We start from the raw sequence: 19,377 nt of genomic DNA, 5'->3' as shown, positions 1-19,377 counted from the left end.
TCTCTTCTAATACCATAAATGGAATCGTGATAAACTGCTTCCTAAAAAGAAGTTAACAACTACTAAAAGGTAAGCGTATATATGTACCCACGCATAAGTTGTCCCTGTCAGTTTACCTTTACGATTCACATACAATATAAGGCAATACAAAATTAAAATAATAAAGGACCCAATAATCTTCGCATCAAAAATTGAAAAACTCTCTAGCGTTAGTAGTGCCCATTCAAACCCTAACACTAAACTTATAAATAGCACTGGAATAGCAATGAAAAATGAAATATTCATCCAGTTACTCGTCTGCTGTAGTGATGGCAACCTTGTCCATAAATGTGACCATTTTTTCTTTTTAAGCAAACGATATAATACTAAATACAATATCGCAAAAACAAATGTTAACGAAAACACTGCGTACGATAAAATTGCAAATGATATATGAATAAACAGCAATTCCGAAATTAAAGTATCGCTAACTACTCCTGTTGATCGTTTGGGCATAAAAGTAAAGATGCTGGCAAATAAAAATCCTAGTATATTAATAATAAATACCGGTAGATCAACTCGTGCAATACAATGCAAAATAATAGATAGTGTCACGAGCAGCCAGGAATAAAAGAGAATCCCTTCTGATAAGGATAAAATCGGAAAACGCTTCGTTTCCACAAAAATTAATAATATAATGGCACTTTGAATTACCCATACGAATGAAACAAGCCAAAAAGCAATTCGCCTTGCTCGTATTTGCTTATAAAAGTAATCAGTAAAGTAAAATACTAGACTGATCGCATACAAGACGATCATTACTTCATAGAGCCTTGTCATTGTCAAATCAGCCAATAGACATCCCTTCTTTATATTGAAAGTGCTAAAGTAGTGTACTTTAGCCTAGAAAAAAAAACGTTTTCGTATCCTTAGTTTACCATACAGATACGAAAACGCCTCATTTAATATCAGTAGAAAATCTCGTTCGCAGAAAAAAGCTCGAAGGGCAACTTTTCTAAAGTTGTACCGCGAACATATAGAAATCTTTAGAAAGAATACTTTGGTTCAGTAGAAGATTGTGACGACTGTAAGCGCTCTTTGCGTTCAAGCTCTTGTTCTGTCATCGCAGTAACTTCAGCTTCCACAGCTTCCTCAATACCGAAAATTTGTTGGAATAAACGTAACTGTTCATTTGCTTTTGGTGAATTTGCCATTTCCTTAGCTTGTAAAATTGGTTCTTTTAACAATTGATTAATAATAGACTTTGTATGCTTACTTAAAATTTTACGTTCTCGATCCGTTAAATCTGGCATTTTATTTTCGATACTAATCATTGTCTCTTCTTGAATATGATTCGCTTTTTTACGTAAAGCCGAGATGACAGGGACAACGCCAAGAGTCCCAACCCAATCTTTAAATTGCACAACCTCATTGCCAATCATTGAAGAAATATCAGCTGCAGCACGTTCACGTTCAGCTAAGTTTGCTTCGACGATGCCTTGTAAATCATCTATATCATATAAGAAAACATTTGGTAAATCTCCAACACGTGGATCTATATCACGTGGCACTGCAATATCTACCATAAATAATGGTTTACCTTTACGCAAACGTTCAACAAATTGCATCAATTCATAGTCAATTACATAATCTGTTGCACCTGTAGACGTAATTAAAATATCCGCTTCTAATAGCGAACATTGTAGTTCCTTCATAGATTTTGCTTCACCGTCAAATTTAGCTGCCAGACTTTCTGCTTTTTCGAACGTACGGTTAATTACGGTTACTTTTCCTACACCGCTACCGTAAAGGTTCTCAATAGCAAGTTCCCCCATTTTCCCTGCACCTAAAATTGCTACATGTTTACGTTGTAAAGATCCAAATATTTTCTTCGCTAATTCAACTGCTGCATAAGAGACAGATACCGCGTTTTCACCGATAGCCGTTTCATTATGTGCACGCTTCGCAAATGTCACTGCTTGTTTAAATAGCTGATTATATACCGTTCCAGTTGTTCCAATCTCTTGTCCACTTAAGAAGCTTTTTCGTACTTGTCCTAAAATTTGTGTTTCGCCAAGTACCATCGAATCAATTCCAGCTGTCACTTTGAATAAATGTTCGATTGCCTGATCTTCTTCACGAATTGTTAAATACGAAGAAAATGTCTCCACAGGCAGGTCGAACCAATTTGCTAAAAATTGTTTAACAAAATGGCGTCCAGTATGCAATTGATCAACTACTGCATATATTTCTGTACGGTTACATGTCGAAACAATAACATTTTCTAATATACTTTTTTGCTTTTGCAGCGCTTCCATTGCCTGTGGTAGTTCACTCTCTATGAAAGATAACTTTTCACGAATTTCAACTGGCGCCGTTTTATAATTCAAGCCTACTACGATGGTATGCATGAATAACACCTCTCACGTTCTAATTGACAAATCTCATTATAGCACAGTTCGACAATAGTTCATCAATAATTTGTGAACATGTCATGAAGAACTGAAATTCGTCATCCACATTAGAATTATTATAATCTAAGTGTAGCAAATTATACGTTCAGTTTCAAATTTATTGTTTGTCCAGAAATTTTATAAAGAATCAGGATATATTGTTTAACCATCTTCATCTACTTCTATTAATTAGAAGACAATGATTTCCGCTACAGGCTACTCGCTTTCCCGCAGGAGTCGAGTAGCCCTCCGCTACAATCATAAAAATGGGCATAAAAAAATATATACTATTAAATAGATTTTAAAACAGCCCCATTGTTATTTAATTATAAAAAAATAGCATTTGTTGATTTATTTTTAACAAGGCTAGCTTCACTTTATTATTTCAACGAACCTCTGTAAGTCGAACATCAAAATTATCGTTCCCATTTAATAATCAATAGAATTGGCTATGTCTACTAAAGTTTTTGGTGTCACTTTAATTGCAACTCATTTATCAATACTTATCATATACTGCAAATTGTCTCTATAGAAAACAAGTACATTAAAACCTGAAATTTTCATATAGGTTGCTATATTTCCATTTTTTAATTCAATAGTTTTTAATACATATTTCTTGTTGTTCAAAATCATCTGCTGCTTCTTCTACCGATTTATATCCTATTTCAGGATATGTTTCTTCATATGGACTGAGTTTATCCTTTGCAGATGCATGTAATATTATTAAACAAAATGTATAAAATGAAACTAAGAAAAGAGGATAAACAGTTCTGTTCATTTGTCTTCACCTCAAAATATTTTTATGTAATTTTCCCGAATTTATTAAAATTATTAATTGAAGAATTCATTACCGAAAGTTAGAATAAAAAATTTTTTAAAAATGTATGGATGAGGATAAGTTGATTGGAGTGGAGGCTGTGCGACTCCTCGGGGATCAGCGTCACAGATGAGACCCTGGAGCGAGCAACGCGAGTGAAGCGGCTCATCGGACGCCCCCAGGAAGCTTTGCTCTGCGCGAAAGCGTAGCGTCAGCAACAAATGTTTTATCTGTGCGAAAGCGTAGCGACAACAACAAATGTTTTATCTGTGCGAAAGCGTAGCGTCAGCAACAAAACGCCCAGTCGGAACGGAAATCAACCCTACGTTTTAGTGAATGCTATAGTTTCTAAAATCCAAAAAAGCTGAACTAATTGTTAGAATTAGTTCAGCTTAAAATAACTTTTATCTATTAATCTGTGATTGTCACGGTTTTTGTAGCTATAATTTTACCGTCTTTATCGTATGCTACAAATTCAATCTCATTATTAACTTTGAAGTCCTGCATTGTTTGAACTGTTTTTGTTAGCATGTAGACACTATCACTACGCTTATTCAATTCAAATTGCACATCTCCACTTAAAGAAGGGAATCGTACATTAACCTTTGCAACATTTGAACAATTACCATCAATTCTTGCATTCATTGTAATATTGCCTTTGCGTAAAGTTACTGTCGCTTCTTCAAATAAATTTTCAGGATTCACACAACTTGACGACGAAGTTTTACATAAAATTGAATCAATAATTTTTTGGAAAACTTGATGTAATTGTAAGTTATCGTTAGCGTGGTAATAAGTACCACCAGTTTCAGTAGCCAGTTGCATTAAAATTGCATCATTGACTTGTGATTTTTTACCCATACTTACAGTGTAAACCTTAACCCCTTTATTTTTTGCATCGTTCAGCACTTTTGTCATTTTCGATTTACTTGTTTTACCATCGGATACGACAATTATAGATTTTGAGGTTTTCGAGTCATTGGAGAATTTAGACAGTGCAAGGTCTATACCTGCAAAAATATCTGTGGCACCCTTCTCTTTCGATGCTTTATATAGATCCTTTTTCAAGACGTTGTCTGTACTGCCTTCTCCAAGAACAGTAGCTTTTGTATTTGTTTCAATAACAATATTATTTTTAGCTTTAATTTGATTGATTACTTCCATCATTTTCTTACCGCGATAATTTGTTTGGTCAGAAGCTTTCATGGAAGCAGAGTAGTCAACTACGTAAGCGACTTCTGTTGCTAAAGAACAAGAATTTTTACTAAAGTAAGGATTTGTAAAAATTTCCTTTGTAATTGTTTTATCTTTTAAATCCTTCAATATTGTTGCATAACGAGGATCTATTTTATTTACTAATGTAGCTTCAGCTTTAGATTTCCCATAAATAACTGAGTCAAAGTATGCTACAGCTGTTCCTGGGCTTCCTGTGTTATTTAAATAATCCGAAGTATTTGTAACAAATGAAGCTGTTTTCTCAACACCATCAAACTTAATTTTTACTGTTCCTTGATAGTCAGTAATAATTTCTCCACCTGGTCTTACTAATGTAACCATTACCTTAGTATAACGATCTTTACCAGACGGTCTTGATGCCGCATCCGCACTTTCCTTTAAGGCTTCCACTCGTTTTTTATAAGCTTCTACTTGACCGAGCAATTTACCACCTTGGTATTTTAATAATACTGTTCGATCATAGTTACTCAAGTTTGTGAAAATAGCATAAATTTTCATGACACTATCATAATGCTCAAGCGTCAGTTGTTTTTCGTCTGGCAAATAGCCCATAAGTTGAATAATAGAACCGACTGGATTAATGTTCTCAACTTGTGAGGCAATCGCATCATCAATTCCTTGAATACGATAAATTGGACGCCCATCATCTGAAATCATATACATAATTTCAATCGTATCATTAATAGAATCCTTCAAGCGTTTTTGAATAATTGTTTCGAATAACCAAACTGAAATATTATAGTTCTCAAACTGTAAAATGGCATTTTCATAGCCTAATGCAGGATATTTTTTATCACTGCCACCATATTGTAAATATATATTTTCAACATTTCCTAAAGCATTTGTTACATTCGTTTGTTGTCCAATACTAAATAACTTTTCTTCTGGATCAATCCAATGAACGTTAATAATGTTTTCTGTAAAGAACTCAGGTAATTTTTCATATGGTACATATGGAGGTGTTACATTTCCATTTTCATCATCCGTGTTTGCTGGATCATACACTTGATAATCAATGCGCATTTCCGGCTGTGGTAAGTAACGGACATGTGCATTTAGTTTTTCGCCTACAAGACATTTCATGCCCGGATCTGTGTTGTTAATAAGCTCAAATGTAATTGTATCACGTACAGATTTAGTTAATTTTGGTGCTATCACAATCGCAGAAACAGTAGAGCCATCCGATTGTACATTTCGAACAGCTTCACCAGATGTGTCTACGATTTTTGCACCATATGATGATGTTACACGGAATGTATAAGATTTATCATCAGGTATTGGATCACCATTACAAGCTTTTAAAGACACAGTAATGAGCGTTGAATCTTGGTCATTTGCAATTAAATCTGGTTTTTCAACATCAATACTTTGTAGAGCATTATTAACATACTCTGGTCCAGTAAAATCATTGGAATTATCCTTTGGCTCTTCAAATTCTGCGTTGTTTGAGCCCATGAAGCCTGGAGGTAATGTGATTTTATCGTTATCACGACCTGCTGTAGCACGTTTTAATCCGAGTACAGCAAAGTTGCCGTTTTGTACACTGCGATATAAAAATTCAGCAATATCTCCACGAGTTAGCTTTGTAGAAGGATTGAAATCCGCAAATGTCTTTTTACCAGTGCTTCCTGTTGAAATATCATTTGTGTATAAATATTGAACCGCCTGAGGCTCATCTAAATCTAAGCCTTTAAAGGCAGCATATATACGCGCAAATTGTCCACGTGTAACAGCTTTCGAACGATTGGCTGTTGTGTAGGTACCATTAAACGGTAAATAAAAATCACTATAGAAGTTATAAGCGACACTGTCGTTATATGTTAATGCATAGTTTCGATCAAGCTTTGCAAACATTACAACAAGCTCTCGATCAGTTATTTGTTCATTAGGTAAAAAGTTATTAGCACTATTCAATGCGAGTAGATCATTATCGACTGCCCACGAGATAGCTTTATATTTACCGTTATTTGTTGGTACATCATTAATTGTCGTAGCGGCATGAGTCACAGCTGGAGTTGCTGTCATCAAGACTAGTACTAAACAAAGCAGGAATAGAAATGCTTTTTTGGCATACGTCATTTATTTTTCAGTCCTTTCTTTAGTTAAAGAACAATATGTCATCACGATAGTTTTGTTTTAAGTCACTTTCCAAATAGTTCAAGAAACGTTCTAACACTACTGATGCTTGTGCTCGCGTTAATGGCTGATTTGCATTAAATCGACCTGTTACAGGGTCACCAGTCATTAAGCCTAATTCATTTGCAATGTATATTCCGTCTTTTGAATAGTCAGGAATTTGCGCATCATCCTTAAACTTCGTCACATAGCCTGGATCTGGCGCCTTATTTTCTAGCCCTAATGCACGTACAAAAATCGTAGCTGCTTGAGCTCGAGTAATTTGATTATCAGGTTTGAAATACTCTGGCGTTACACCTTTAATAATTCCTTTATTAAACGCAGACTCGATATAGGCATAATCTTTTACCGTACGTTTAACATCTTTAAAAATACTAGTTGCTGATGTCGATTTTTTCGTTTTCGGTTCTTCCATAACACGTAAGTCAACCGCTTTACCAATTGCCGTTGTAAAATCAATACGCTTCATAGGTGTATTTGGTGAGAAGAAGTTACTTGCATCAGAGTAAATACCTAAAGAGTATAATTTTTCAATAGCTCCTTTCGCGTAATGGTTTGATACATCACGGAACTTAGGAATGATTAAACGTTCAATTGTCGGCATGTATTCTTTATCTAAGTCAAGAGTACCTTTTTGCCCAGAGGCTAGATCATACGTATATTCAGAAATAACATCCTTTTCACTTACTACCGCATATCCACCATCAAAGCTCCCTAAACTTCCTAGGTTTTCTTCATAGTTTAGCACTCGTGATTTGCTTGTAGATAACCGATTTTTCACATGGCTTGTCTTACCGTCACTATAATTATAAACAGCTTCTGTAATTTGTGTTTCTGTTGCTCCCCAGAAGTTTTCATAACCAGCATGACGACTATCAGTATCAATTGTTACAGTATTTTGGACTGCATTTTTTCCAGTCCCAGTTTGATAGGCATATGTTTTTCTTGAAATCACATTACCTGAGTAATAATCAGAGGCTGCACGATTGTCCGTTACAGTCCCTTGTGAAAATTGGTAATCTACCAATGTATAAGTTATTTTCCCAGCAACAATTTTCTCCGTATACTTTTTCACTACACCATTCGATGTTTTTTGACCAATCGTAGCATAATCTACAACATCAGATTCATAGGCCATATTTCGTGTCAATGTAGCACCGTTACTTGCTGTTAGCTTTAAACTATGTGTTTCAGTTAGCTTTCCTTTAGATTCTTTTTGTGTGATTTTAATGTCTTTACTAGTGCCTTTAAATATAATGGGTGTTCCTGTAATGAAAACAGCTTCCTCATATGTATATTCATTTTTTACAGCACCTGTTGTTTCTAATGAAGCAGCTGATGCATTTTCTGGGATAGTAGCTCCAATAACAAATACAGCAAGAACTACTAACATTATTTTAGATAAATGTTTTCGCATTCTTTTGTTGTCCCTCTCTTTCATTCCATACATATCCGCATCTGGAGCTGTCAATAATTTCTTCAACATTACAAAATAATGAGATGTGTTGATCAACCATTTTATCTACTACATTCAGCAGAAGATTGACTTGCATAAGCAAAAAAATCCTATTAATAAACTTTTTTTCTAATCAACACACTTGAAAAATATAAGGTTAAAATCTGCTCGTCTTCTACTCGTAGGGCGACAAATTTTTCATCATAAGCAAGCTCAAAATTCGCTTAAGCTGAATACCTTCGTCGTAAATATACTCGCAGAAGACTCACAGACTTCTAAATTGATTAATCAACTAATATTAAATGAGCTTTGACAAAACGATCTGATAAGACTACTAAACGATCAGAAGGTTTTAGATCAGATGCTTGAATAACTTTACCAGCTTTAATAATTGTAGCTTGGTCAATATTCATATCAACCATTTCACCAGCTTCATACCAGCGACCATTTTGCCATTGACTAACGCTCTTCACATTGATGACAGCTGGGTATTTCGATTTAACTGACTGTAGTTTACCAGTTAACATTAATGGTGCAACAGGCTTCGCTTTATTAAGAATATGAAGGGCCTGCACATGACCATCCTTCACATAGAAGTATCCATATTCTCCTTCATATAAATGAAGCTCAATATCAGGAATGACACTATATATTTTGTTACCATCATCTACTATTGCCTTCGTTGAATTACTAACAGATAGTACAGTACGCTCTGTTTTCTTAAAGACATTTGACTCGATCTTCATCGCATCATCAATTTCGATTAAATAGCCATCTGCTTGTGATAAACGTCCATAATATAACTCATGACCTGCTAAGTTTGGTGACATAAAGCTATCACTCGTTACTTGCACAACTTGGGCATAATGATCACGTGCAGCACCGTCCGAAATAACAAAGGCTGTACCATAAGCCAATAAGCCAGTAGGTTCAACTAAACGACCATTTCTAATTAAAATCGTTCCATCGTGGAAGTATATTGTACCAGCAGATTTAAGTTTTAATAATTGATATTTTGTATCGACAGAAAGCATAGGCTCATAGTAAGTTCGCTCGTTGTTTTTCAAGACAACAATTTTTTCAATCACTTCTTTGCCAAATTGTTTCACTGTTGCATAATATGCTTCACTGCCAATGTAATTTTTCAACTGACCTTTATCAATTTTAGTATTTCCAACATAGATCGGAACCTTCGATGAAAAATCCATCGTTGATAAAGCCGTTGCTGTATCAGATCCAAATTGCCAATTGATAAAAGCATGTTGATTTTTGACAGTTAATTTATTTGCATTGGCATTAACCGTCTGTATCTCACCTTTATACAGATTTTCAACTAACGTACCCGTCTCACTAATGTCTATTTTTGTGACAATGGATGTGTTTCGATTTTTAAGGCTAAGCTTAACACGATCCCCCACATATAAAGCGCTAATATCGACAGCTGAGGAATTTTTTTGATATGCTGTATCTTTATTTATATAGTAGGTTGTTTCCTCTCCGATATCTGGCTTCAGCATAATGAATAGTCCATTTGGATCTATACTTGTCACTACTCCAGCAAGTGTTTTAGTATTTTGTGCAACTGTTGGAGATTCTGTTTCATTTGTAGAATTAGAAGTACCTCGAAGCTCAACAACACTGCGAAGAGAAATTTCCGCTTCTACTTTCATTCCCATTTTAAAGCCTTCGATTGTTGTCACTGTATTATTAATATACAGGCGGGCACTATCGTTTATATTGTATGTAACTTGACGACCGCTTTCATTTTGCAAAGTAATTTTACTAAGCTTTTTTTCTATTACTCCGTTTGAATTTGCATATTCTGAAAATGTTACATCGACAAAGGTTCCAGTCACCATTTGGGCAGCATGCGCTGTTCGATTTGATGAAAATCCGAGAACCGCTAGTAACACAATCATTAGTATGTATGGAATCTTCTTCAACAAATCCCGCCTCCTAAAAAAATGTTATTAAAAATAGTATATCGTACTATTGGTAGTTTTTCCTATTCAAAAAGTTACATTTTAGTGCTTTTACTTACTTTTTAAATCTACCGATAGACACAAAGATAGAGGTAGCTTCCAATTTCAAGCTACCTTCCTTTCATCATACTTGAACGTCAATTGTATGTCCTGCTGTCGGATGTGGAGCATCTAACATTTCAACTAATTGTTCTGTATTTTGCTGTTGCATCTCCATTGCCTGTTTCGTTACAGCTAGAGATACATTTTGCATTAAAGTTGCTTGATTCATTGCCATTGATAAAGCTGCGATATCCATCTAGTCCACCTCCTATTTAATTTATCGGTCAGTTGTTTCATTCATCAAGCGATTCCCTCCATTTTTAATAAAAAAACATCTACTGTCCTAAATAATAGACTCAATAGATGTTTTTTTATCACATTTTATTTTCGATTGTACGCCAAGCTTCTTCAAAACCAATTCCTTTTTCTGAAGAAAAGACAATTAGAGGATCATTTTTTTCCATGTCTAGCGTTTCTTTCACGACTTTTTTATGCTTATCCCATTTACCTTTTGGAATTTTATCTGCTTTTGTTGCAATGACAATACAAGGAATATTGTAATGCTTTAAAAAATCATACATCATGCGATCATCAGCTGTAGGGGGATGACGTAAATCAACAATTTGTACAACTGCCTTTAATTCATTACGCCCTGTGATGTAACGCTCAATCATTTTTCCCCATGCTTCACGCTCAGTTTTTGAAACCTTTGCATAACCATAGCCCGGTACATCCACAAAAAACAATTGCTCTTCGATTTTGTAAAAATTAAGCGTTTGTGTTTTTCCGGGCTTAGAAGAAATACGTGCTAAAGCTTTACGACCGATCATTCGGTTAATAAATGAGGATTTCCCCACATTTGAACGACCGGCTAGTGCAAATTCTGGCAGTCCATCTTCTGGATATTGGTCTGGTCTTACAGCACTTATGACCATTTCGACGTTATGGACTTTCATTTCTTAAAAACCTCCGTCCAGTGCATAGGCTAATACTTCATCAGCCGATGACACTAGTTTAAATGTTAGTTGTTCGCGTACACTTCCAGGAATATCCTCAATATCTCGTTCATTATCTTTCGGACAAATAATTGTCGTTAAGCCCGCTCTATGCGCACTGAGTGTTTTTTCCTTTAATCCACCAATTGGCAGTACACGTCCACGTAATGTAATTTCACCTGTCATGCCTACTTCACGGCGTATTGGACGGTGTAAAATTGCGGAAACAATTGCTGTTGCCATAGTAATACCTGCGGAAGGTCCATCTTTCGGCACAGCTCCTTCTGGAACGTGAATATGAATATCATGTGTTTCAAAATATTCTGCATCCACTTTTAGCTCTTCCGTTTTTGTACGGACATACGATAAAGCGGTTTGAGCTGATTCCTTCATGACATCGCCTAGCTTCCCAGTTAGCTGCAATTTTCCTTTTCCAGGTGTTAATGATACCTCAATTTGTAATGTATCACCACCCACAGTTGTATAAGCAAGCCCAGTAGCTACACCGATTTGATTTTCCTCTTCTGCTTGTCCATATCGGAAACGATGCTTGCCGAGTAAATCCTCTAATGATTTCGAGTTAACTGTTACTCGTTTTTTCTCACCAGAAACGATGATCTTAGCGATTTTACGACATAGGGTTGCGATTTGACGTTCCAGTCCACGAACACCTGCTTCACGAGTATAATAACGGATGATATCTACTACTGCTTCATCTTTAATAATAACTTGCGTTTTTTTCAAGCCATGCTCTTTTAACTGTCTAGGTATTAAATGATTTTTCGTAATTTGCTCTTTTTCAATTTCTGTATAACCAGCAATTGAGATTACTTCCATACGATCCAGTAACGGCCCAGGAATTGTACTTAAATCATTGGCAGTTGCTATAAATAATACATTTGATAAATCATAAGGTTCTTCGATGTAATGATCACTAAATGTGTTATTTTGAGCCGGATCTAAAACTTCAAGCATTGCTGCTGCAGGATCTCCCCTGAAGTCATTAGACATTTTATCAATTTCATCTAGAAGAAACACAGGATTAATCGTCCCTGCCTTTTTCATCCCTTGGATAATACGACCTGGCATTGCCCCAACATACGTACGACGATGACCACGAATTTCTGATTCGTCACGTACCCCACCTAATGAAATACGGATAAATTTACGATCCAAGCTTTCTGCAATAGACCGAGCTAATGACGTTTTACCGACACCTGGAGGGCCTGCCAAACATAATATTGGTCCACGTAACGATTTTTTCAACTGACGTACAGCTAAATATTCTAATATACGTTCTTTTACTTTTTCTAATCCGTCATGATCACGATCTAAAATGTCCTCTGCATGTGCGATATTCATGCGATCCTCAGTCGCATTTGTCCAAGGTAGTGATACGATCCAATCAATATAGTTTCGGATTACGCCACTCTCTGCACTAGCCGTTGGTAACTTCTCATAGCGATCCAACTCTTTAAGCACTGCTTCTTTCGTTGATTCAGGCATTCCTATTTCGTCAATACGTCTTCGTAATTCAGCTACTTCGCCAGTTTTCCCTTCACGGTCTCCTAGCTCAGTTTGAATAGCTTTCATTTGTTCACGTAAATAATATTCCTTTTGCGTACGCTCCATGGATTGCTTAACTTTTGTATTAATTTTCTTCTCAAGATCAAGTACTTCTTGCTCGTCATGTAAACGAATAATTAAATGATCTAAACGCTTCTTTACACTGAGCATCTCCAATACTTCTTGTTTATCAGCAATCTTAAAAGGTAAATGCGATGCAATGATATCTGCTAAACGACCGGGTTCTTCAATGTCTGCCACAGTACTAATGGTTTCAGATGTAATCTTATTGGAGGCTTTCGCGTATCTTTCGAAATACGTTAACAACGTACGCATTAAAGCCTTTGTTTCAACATCCTTATCGATGGTTTCTTCCTTAACATCGATGTCAGCAATCGTATATTTTTCTAACGCCCGATAGTTAGACCATGTTGCACGCGCTACACCTTCCACTAAAACACGTAATGTCCCATTTGGTAATTTCAGCATCTGTTTGACATATGCCATTGTACCAATTGGATATAAATCTTGCTCATCAGGCTGTTCATCATGCACTTCTTTTTGTGTTACCAATAATATCAATTGGTCCTCTAACATTGCTTGTTCTAGCGCCGCTACAGAACGATTTCTACCCACATCAATATGTAACACCATCGACGGGTATACTAAAAGTCCACGTAAAGGCAATAATGGTACATTTGTTGTTTTTTGTATTGTTACCATGCGGGTATTCACCTCCGTCAAAATTTTCTTATACACTCCCGCGCTACTAGTATGTGTCTAAAAAGCTGATTCACACTAGTTAATCAATCGAGCCAAAAATTTCATCTAATTACAGTTGGCTTTATGTATGAATGAATAAAAAGCTGACTGTCGATATGTGCGAATATTGCACAATCGAAGTCAGCTAAATTACTCTTTATCTCATAACAATAGACAGCCCCGTCTGTTCGTTATGCTGAAGTTTTTGTGTCGCTACCTTCATCGAGTTCAGTGCCATCTTCAAGAAGCAATTTCGGTTTTTCTTTATCCGTAATTGTTTTTGCTGTAATGATACATTTTTTCACGTCTTCACGTGAAGGTAGTTCGTACATTACTTCAAGCATTGTTGACTCAATAATTGAACGAAGACCGCGTGCACCTGTTTTTCGTTCAATTGCTTCTTTTGCAATTTCAGAAAGCGCACCTTCATCAAACTCAAGCTCAACACCATCTAGTTCAAGCATTTTTTGATATTGCTTAGCTAGTGCATTTTTGGGCTCCGTTAAAATTTGTACAAGCGCAGCCTCGTTTAATTGCTCAAGACTTGCAAGTACTGGTAATCGACCGATGAATTCTGGAATTAAACCAAATTTCAATAAATCCTCTGGAATCAACTTTGCCATAATTGAGCCTTCATCCATCTCAATTTTGTTAGGATCTGAACCGAAGCCAATTACTTTTTCACCCTGACGACGTTTAATAATGGATTCTATTCCATCAAAAGCTCCACCCACAATAAATAAGATGTTTGTCGTATCGATTTGTAAAAACTCTTGATGAGGATGCTTGCGGCCACCTTGTGGTGGGACACTCGCTACTGTACCTTCTAATATTTTAAGAAGTGCTTGTTGTACACCTTCACCAGATACATCACGTGTAATGGATGGATTTTCAGATTTACGTGCAACTTTATCGATTTCATCAATATAGATGATCCCTTTTTCAGCACGTTCGATATCGTAATCCGCTGATTGAATTAATTTTAATAAGATATTTTCAACGTCCTCACCCACATAGCCAGCTTCAGTTAGAGAAGTAGCATCTGCAATAGCAAAAGGAACGTTTAATATACGCGCCAATGTTTGGGCTAATAAAGTTTTACCGCTACCAGTTGGGCCGATTAACACAATGTTCGATTTTGCTAATTCTACATCATCAATTTTACTATTCGTATTAATGCGTTTGTAGTGATTATAAACCGCAACTGCTAAAGCTTTTTTAGCACGTTCTTGTCCTATTACATACTCATCTAAAATCGATAAGATTTCTTTCGGTTTTGGAATATCTTGAAACTCAATTTCTTCTTCAACGCCCAGTTCCTCTACAACGATTTCTGAACAAAGCTCGATACATTCATCACAAATATAAACACCAGGACCTGCAACTAGTTTACGTACCTGTTCTTGTGGCTTTCCACAGAATGAGCATTTTAAATTGCCTTTTTCATCATTAAATTTGAACAATATGTTTCACCCCTATTCAAGCAACAATCTTACAAGATTATTGAATCATTATCAAATAAATTGTCTGCATCCATTTACACCACTGCGTTTATGGTTCGAGATTTTAAAAAAATTTACTACATGCATAGTACAGAAACACTGACATTTACCGCAAAGCTGCTAATTATTCATCTTGACAAATTTACCAATTATATCTTTTATTCCTATGTGCGTAACTGACTGATTCTTCAGAAACCTCTAGCGACCAGAGACCTTTCGTTTCGTCAAGTTCCTGACCCTCGTCACTTGATATTTGGCTTGTGACTTTACTGTTATAACCGGTAGAACAAGTTACACATCCTTAAATAAGCAACTTGAATTTCTTTAAAATCTATTGCATTCGCCAGAGGCTTAACTTCATTCAGAAGAGGATGTATTTAGTTGTTCCTCGTTTGGAAGAATTGAGATATCCATAAACCTTATCTCTGCTGAATAAAGTCAAATTTTAGCATCGTGTAAAAAGTCAAACAATACTATGTATTAGAGAAGTGTAAAGGCTTTGCCTATCCCCTTATCAAAAAAGTACTTCCTTTTGGAGGCTACTTTTTAGGGTGATAGTAGTCGTCATCTTAATAATATAATTAACTGAACTAAACCTAAAGGGGAATCTAGCTTAACCTAAACAAAAAATATGTGATAAAACAAGGCACGGTTTAATGCCGTACCTTGTTTTCATTTTTCTATCCAGTTACAAAAAAATCCTATTCAGTAATTTTAGCGTTTTCTACTAAAAATTCAACTGTTTTTTGAATTTTAATGTCGTTTTCAAGAACTGTTGTGCCGCCTAAAGCACCTGTAATTTGCTCTTTAGTCATGTTAAATTGAGCAGCCATTTTTTCTAATTCAGCTTCGATATCAGCTTCAGTTGCTTCAATTTTTTCAGCTTCAGCAATTGCTTCAAGTGTTAAAGATACACGTACACGGCTTTCTGCTTCTTCTTTCATTTGTCCACGTAAATCTTCTTCTGATTGACCTGAGAATTGATAGTAAAGGTCTAAGTTCATACCTTGCGTTTGTAAACGTTGACCAAATTCTTGTAACATACGATCAGTTTCAGAGTTAATCATACCAGCAGGTACTTCAAATTCTGCATTCTCAGCAGCTTTTTCTACTAATTCATCACGAAGTGCTGCATCTGATTCTGCTTGTTTTTGTTCAGCAGTTTGCTCTTTGATTTTAGCGCGTAAAGCTTCAACACCCTCAACTTCTGGGTCTAATTCTTTAGCGAATTCGTCGTTTAATTCTGGAAGAACTTTTGTTTTAACTTCTTTTACAGTTACTTTGAAAGTAGCTTCTTTACCAGCTAATTCAGCTGCATGGTATTCTTCTGGGAAAGTAACAACTACGTCTTTAGATTCACCAGTTTTCGTACCTACTAGTTGCTCTTCAAAGCCTGGGATGAATGAGCCTGAACCGATTTCTAGTGGATAGTCTTCACCTTTACCACCTTCAAATGCTTCTTCACCTACGAAACCTTCAAAGTCGATAGTAGCTGTATCGCCTTCTACGATAGCTTCATCTTCTTTAATTTCAAGCTCTGCTTTACGAGCTAATTGGTCTTGAATTTGTGCTTCTACTTCTTCATCAGTAACTTCTACTGGAAGTTTCGTAACTTCTAAACCTTTGTACTCACCAAGTTTTGGCTCTGGTTTCACTGTTACTTGAGCAGTAAATGCGAAATCTTTACCGTGTTCGAAGTTTTCTGTACCAGAAATTTCTGGGTAATCAACTGGCATAATACCAGCTTCATCGATAGCTTTTGCATAAGAATCAGGAACGATGATTTCTAATGCATCTTGGTATAATGATTCGATACCAAAGCGTTGTTCAAACATTTTACGAGGCATTTTTCCTTTACGGAAACCTGGTACGTTAATTTGTTTGACAACTTTCTTGAACGCTTGGTCCATTGCTGCGTCTACTTCTGCAGCAGGTACTTCAATTGTAAGAGTACCGATATTACCTTCTTGTTTTTCCCATTTTGCTGACATGTATAAATACCTCCAAATAAATGATCAAGTTTATTGTTAGACAATTCATTCGTAACTACGATTTTGACAACCATTTTAGTATAACATAGATGCGTATAGTTTCAACTTATTTCATACTTCATGGAGTTCTGTTAATTTTTCTAACATTTGTAAAAAGTCAATGATTTCATAGTTCATTTCCTGTACTTTTCCGAGCATAGATTGTACAAAGTCAATATAACTATAAGCAATATCATCAGCTTCGAATGGGCGCCATTCGAACGGATAAGTTACAATAGCATGCTTCGCCATTAAATATTGTACCATTTCCAACGTTGATGGGTCTTGCTCTAATTTATTTTCAATTATTTTTTTTACTTCCCTATACTGAGGCAACTGATTTGGTAGGACTAAATTGTTAGGATTAATAATTTTTGTTTCGTTAAATTTTGAGATAGTAATCTCTATTGACACTTCTTGTTCCACTAATAAGATTAATGCTAAGCTCTGAACAAATGGATGGATCGTTGGACATTCTATAATAGCTTTCAATGCTGTTTTTAATTGTCGTACATTCGTATCCATTAAACGATGCAATCGAATAGATTGTTCATCTGGCGTTAATGCACTAAATTTCGAAAATTCATATTCTTGCTCTTCTAACAATCGTTTTGCATCCTCTTTTTTTTGGAGATTACTAGCAACCTCTTGATTCAAGCTTCTTAATCGTTCAAATTTCTCGAGCTGATCTTCCGGAAGTACATTTTCTTCAATTAATGTCGTAATTAACGACTCTACTTGATGATATTCCTTTAACTGCATACATACAGTAACATACAGTTCCATTACTTCCACATACAATGACGTTCCCATAGCAAACAATTGCTCACAAACATTTTTAACTTTCTCGTATGCTTTTAATTCATATAAAGCGTACGCATAGGTACTTAATGCAATTTCATCTCCAGCTTCATATAAAAATGCTTTTTCAAAGCTTGCCACAGCCTCTTCATATTGATAATTTTCCGCATACATATGTCCTTCACGTATTAATGTCTGAACAGCACCTGGAAAAACAACAATATTGTCATGTTTTATAACATGTCGTTTTCGCTTTGTCATTTTTCTCACCTCTTTACCACTATTTTTCTTATTAGTTCCTATATAAATCATCATATCATGTGGTTGATTTCCTTATTCGACTGAGCGCTTTACAATGAGGTTCGATGAGATACTTGGGATTAGTCAACGAAGACATTATCACAGGTCTTAATGCTTTAGCCTTCATTCCTCTACTAGCTCTCACCAGAGTCTCATCAGGACGATCCCCACCTTCATTCCAATCAACCTCATTAAGATGATTCGCGTTTTAATCAATTTCATTTTCAACTCTTCCGGAAATCGCAATATATACCAACGGATTTATTCCCTACTTAATTTTCACAAAAATCGTTGCTTTAGTATTTCATATTTTGTAATAAATTGTATTATAATTAATAATATCTTTTATTTATTACTGGCTTCGTCTGTAATTTAAGAAAAAGTTCTTCACAAGGAGTGGAATACATGCAATTAATGGATACAGTTAGTGAATTTGGTAGTAGCATCTCTCCTATGTTTGAGGCACTATCAATTAAAGTTGTTTCGTTTTCAACAGCGGACGGTCCCCATCAGAAGGATTATCCGATTGAATTTGAAATACTCACACGGACAAAGATTGATTTATACACGCAAGAAGCGATTACACATATTCTAAGTTTACAAGGTTACATTCCTGGCTCCATTTCAATTGGACACCAACATGAGTCACTTTTTATTATTCCCCAAAATGTACACATTGAATGCAACTATAAACTTCTAAGTATCGACAAAAAAGATATGCAACGAATCTTACAGCACTCTCAACCGAATCTTCATTATAGTGAATGGCTAATCGATGCCATTAAAAACGCAAATATTCTTGTAGAATTAAAAACCAATCAAAATACCTTTACTGAATGGCCTCTCGGTATAAAGTCAGCCGCTATATTGTAACTAGGATGAGACATACTTTAATAGCTATGTCTTTTTCATCACTTTTCTGTGGGTGAGCATCAAATCCGCTTTCGCACAGATAAAACATTGAGAAATTTCGTTTTATTACTATTAATTTGAGTGACATGCCAAAAGGTATTTGCTATGCGAAGTGGTTGATTGGAGTGGAGACTGAGCGACTCCTTGGGGATCAGCGTCACAGATAGACCCTGGAGCGAGCAGGTGAACGAAGGCTAAGAGCATCACGTCCTGTGATAACGCCTCGTGACCAACGTCGTGTTGGCCCAAGCGGCTCATCGGACGCCCCCAGGAAGCTTTGCACTGTGCGAAAGCGTAACGACAGCAACAACAAAGCGCCCAGTCGGAACGGAAATCAACCCCTCGTTTTGCCGAAGAGTCATATTTTTTTATGACACCTTAATTTCATTGACGCGATAGTTTCCAGTA

General features: G+C 35.9%; 13 protein-coding genes. 1 reads left to right on the top strand and 12 read right to left on the bottom strand.

The features are described from left to right. Window positions 1–6 precede the first annotated feature (6 nt). The 12 genes from ccsA to ACQKOF_RS18700 all read right to left on the bottom strand — a co-directional run bounded on the left by ccsA (window position 7) and on the right by ACQKOF_RS18700 (window position 18,018). Window positions 7–834 (bottom strand): cytochrome c biogenesis protein CcsA, encoded by an 828-nt coding sequence (gene ccsA, locus ACQKOF_RS18755; protein ID WP_427560241.1) that lies wholly within the window; start codon window positions 832–834, stop codon window positions 7–9. A gap of 191 nt (window positions 835–1,025) precedes the next feature. Continuing rightward, window positions 1,026–2,390: a glutamyl-tRNA reductase gene (gene hemA / locus ACQKOF_RS18750; RefSeq protein ID WP_427560238.1), complete on the bottom strand. Its 1,365-nt coding sequence runs from the start codon at window positions 2,388–2,390 to the stop codon at window positions 1,026–1,028. Between the two features lie 634 nt (window positions 2,391–3,024). After that, entirely contained in the window at window positions 3,025–3,210 is a 186-nt protein-coding gene (locus ACQKOF_RS18745; protein WP_370041718.1) for a hypothetical protein, read from the bottom strand. 450 nt (window positions 3,211–3,660) lie between these two features. Further along, window positions 3,661–6,564, bottom strand: coding sequence for a vWA domain-containing protein (locus ACQKOF_RS18740; protein WP_427560234.1), 2,904 nt, complete (start codon window positions 6,562–6,564; stop codon window positions 3,661–3,663). Window positions 6,565–6,583: 19 nt separating this feature from the next. Further along, window positions 6,584–8,038 carry an S-layer homology domain-containing protein gene (locus tag ACQKOF_RS18735; protein WP_427560231.1) on the bottom strand — a complete coding sequence of 485 codons (1,455 nt, stop codon included), beginning with the start codon at window positions 8,036–8,038 and terminating at the stop codon, window positions 6,584–6,586. Window positions 8,039–8,361: 323 nt separating this feature from the next. Then, complete coding sequence (locus ACQKOF_RS18730; protein ID WP_427560228.1) at window positions 8,362–10,020, bottom strand: hypothetical protein; 1,659 nt, start codon at window positions 10,018–10,020, stop codon at window positions 8,362–8,364. A 163-nt stretch (window positions 10,021–10,183) separates the two neighbouring features. Continuing rightward, on the bottom strand, window positions 10,184–10,357 hold the full coding sequence (locus tag ACQKOF_RS18725) for a YjfB family protein (protein WP_012295488.1): 174 nt from the start codon (window positions 10,355–10,357) through the stop codon (window positions 10,184–10,186). Window positions 10,358–10,475: 118 nt separating this feature from the next. After that, complete coding sequence (gene yihA, locus ACQKOF_RS18720) at window positions 10,476–11,057, bottom strand: ribosome biogenesis GTP-binding protein YihA/YsxC (RefSeq protein WP_249072773.1); 582 nt, start codon at window positions 11,055–11,057, stop codon at window positions 10,476–10,478. 3 nt (window positions 11,058–11,060) lie between these two features. After that, a complete protein-coding gene (gene lon, locus ACQKOF_RS18715) occupies window positions 11,061–13,385 on the bottom strand; it encodes an endopeptidase La (RefSeq protein ID WP_427560225.1) in 2,325 nt (774 codons plus the stop codon). Between the two features lie 230 nt (window positions 13,386–13,615). Beyond that, entirely contained in the window at window positions 13,616–14,887 is a 1,272-nt protein-coding gene (gene clpX / locus ACQKOF_RS18710; protein ID WP_053484851.1) for an ATP-dependent protease ATP-binding subunit ClpX, read from the bottom strand. 740 nt (window positions 14,888–15,627) lie between these two features. Further along, the gene (gene tig, locus ACQKOF_RS18705; RefSeq protein ID WP_427560222.1) at window positions 15,628–16,917 is read right to left on the bottom strand and encodes a trigger factor; all 1,290 of its coding nucleotides are present in this window, start codon (window positions 16,915–16,917) and stop codon (window positions 15,628–15,630) included. 111 nt (window positions 16,918–17,028) lie between these two features. Further along, a complete protein-coding gene (locus ACQKOF_RS18700) occupies window positions 17,029–18,018 on the bottom strand; it encodes a hypothetical protein (RefSeq protein WP_427560219.1) in 990 nt (329 codons plus the stop codon). A 444-nt stretch (window positions 18,019–18,462) separates the two neighbouring features. On the opposite strand from ACQKOF_RS18700, the gene ACQKOF_RS18695 reads away from it, so the two are divergent. Further along, a complete protein-coding gene (locus ACQKOF_RS18695; protein WP_427560216.1) occupies window positions 18,463–18,930 on the top strand; it encodes a hypothetical protein in 468 nt (155 codons plus the stop codon). The last annotated feature ends 447 nt before the right edge of the window (window positions 18,931–19,377 follow it).

The sequence above is a fragment of the Lysinibacillus sp. NPDC093190 genome (genome assembly GCF_050280425.1).
In the GTDB taxonomy this organism is placed as follows: domain Bacteria; phylum Bacillota; class Bacilli; order Bacillales_A; family Planococcaceae; genus Lysinibacillus.
The sequence above is the reverse complement of the archived record's forward strand: the minus strand, read 5'-3'. Positions and strand labels throughout refer to the sequence as shown.

Excerpts from the sequence above, each read along its gene's own strand:
- ACQKOF_RS18695 (WP_427560216.1), top strand. The coding sequence starts at position 18,463 with ATGCAATTAATGGATACAGTTAGTGAATTTGGTAGTAGCATCTCTCCT.
- hemA (WP_427560238.1), bottom strand. The coding sequence starts at position 2,390 with ATGCATACCATCGTAGTAGGCTTGAATTATAAAACGGCGCCAGTTGAA.
- yihA (WP_249072773.1), bottom strand. The coding sequence starts at position 11,057 with ATGAAAGTCCATAACGTCGAAATGGTCATAAGTGCTGTAAGACCAGAC.
- tig (WP_427560222.1), bottom strand. The coding sequence starts at position 16,917 with ATGTCAGCAAAATGGGAAAAACAAGAAGGTAATATCGGTACTCTTACA.
- ACQKOF_RS18725 (WP_012295488.1), bottom strand. The coding sequence starts at position 10,357 with ATGGATATCGCAGCTTTATCAATGGCAATGAATCAAGCAACTTTAATG.
- ACQKOF_RS18735 (WP_427560231.1), bottom strand. The coding sequence starts at position 8,038 with ATGCGAAAACATTTATCTAAAATAATGTTAGTAGTTCTTGCTGTATTT.
- lon (WP_427560225.1), bottom strand. The coding sequence starts at position 13,385 with ATGGTAACAATACAAAAAACAACAAATGTACCATTATTGCCTTTACGT.
- ACQKOF_RS18740 (WP_427560234.1), bottom strand. The coding sequence starts at position 6,564 with ATGACGTATGCCAAAAAAGCATTTCTATTCCTGCTTTGTTTAGTACTA.
- ACQKOF_RS18745 (WP_370041718.1), bottom strand. The coding sequence starts at position 3,210 with ATGAACAGAACTGTTTATCCTCTTTTCTTAGTTTCATTTTATACATTT.
- ACQKOF_RS18700 (WP_427560219.1), bottom strand. The coding sequence starts at position 18,018 with ATGACAAAGCGAAAACGACATGTTATAAAACATGACAATATTGTTGTT.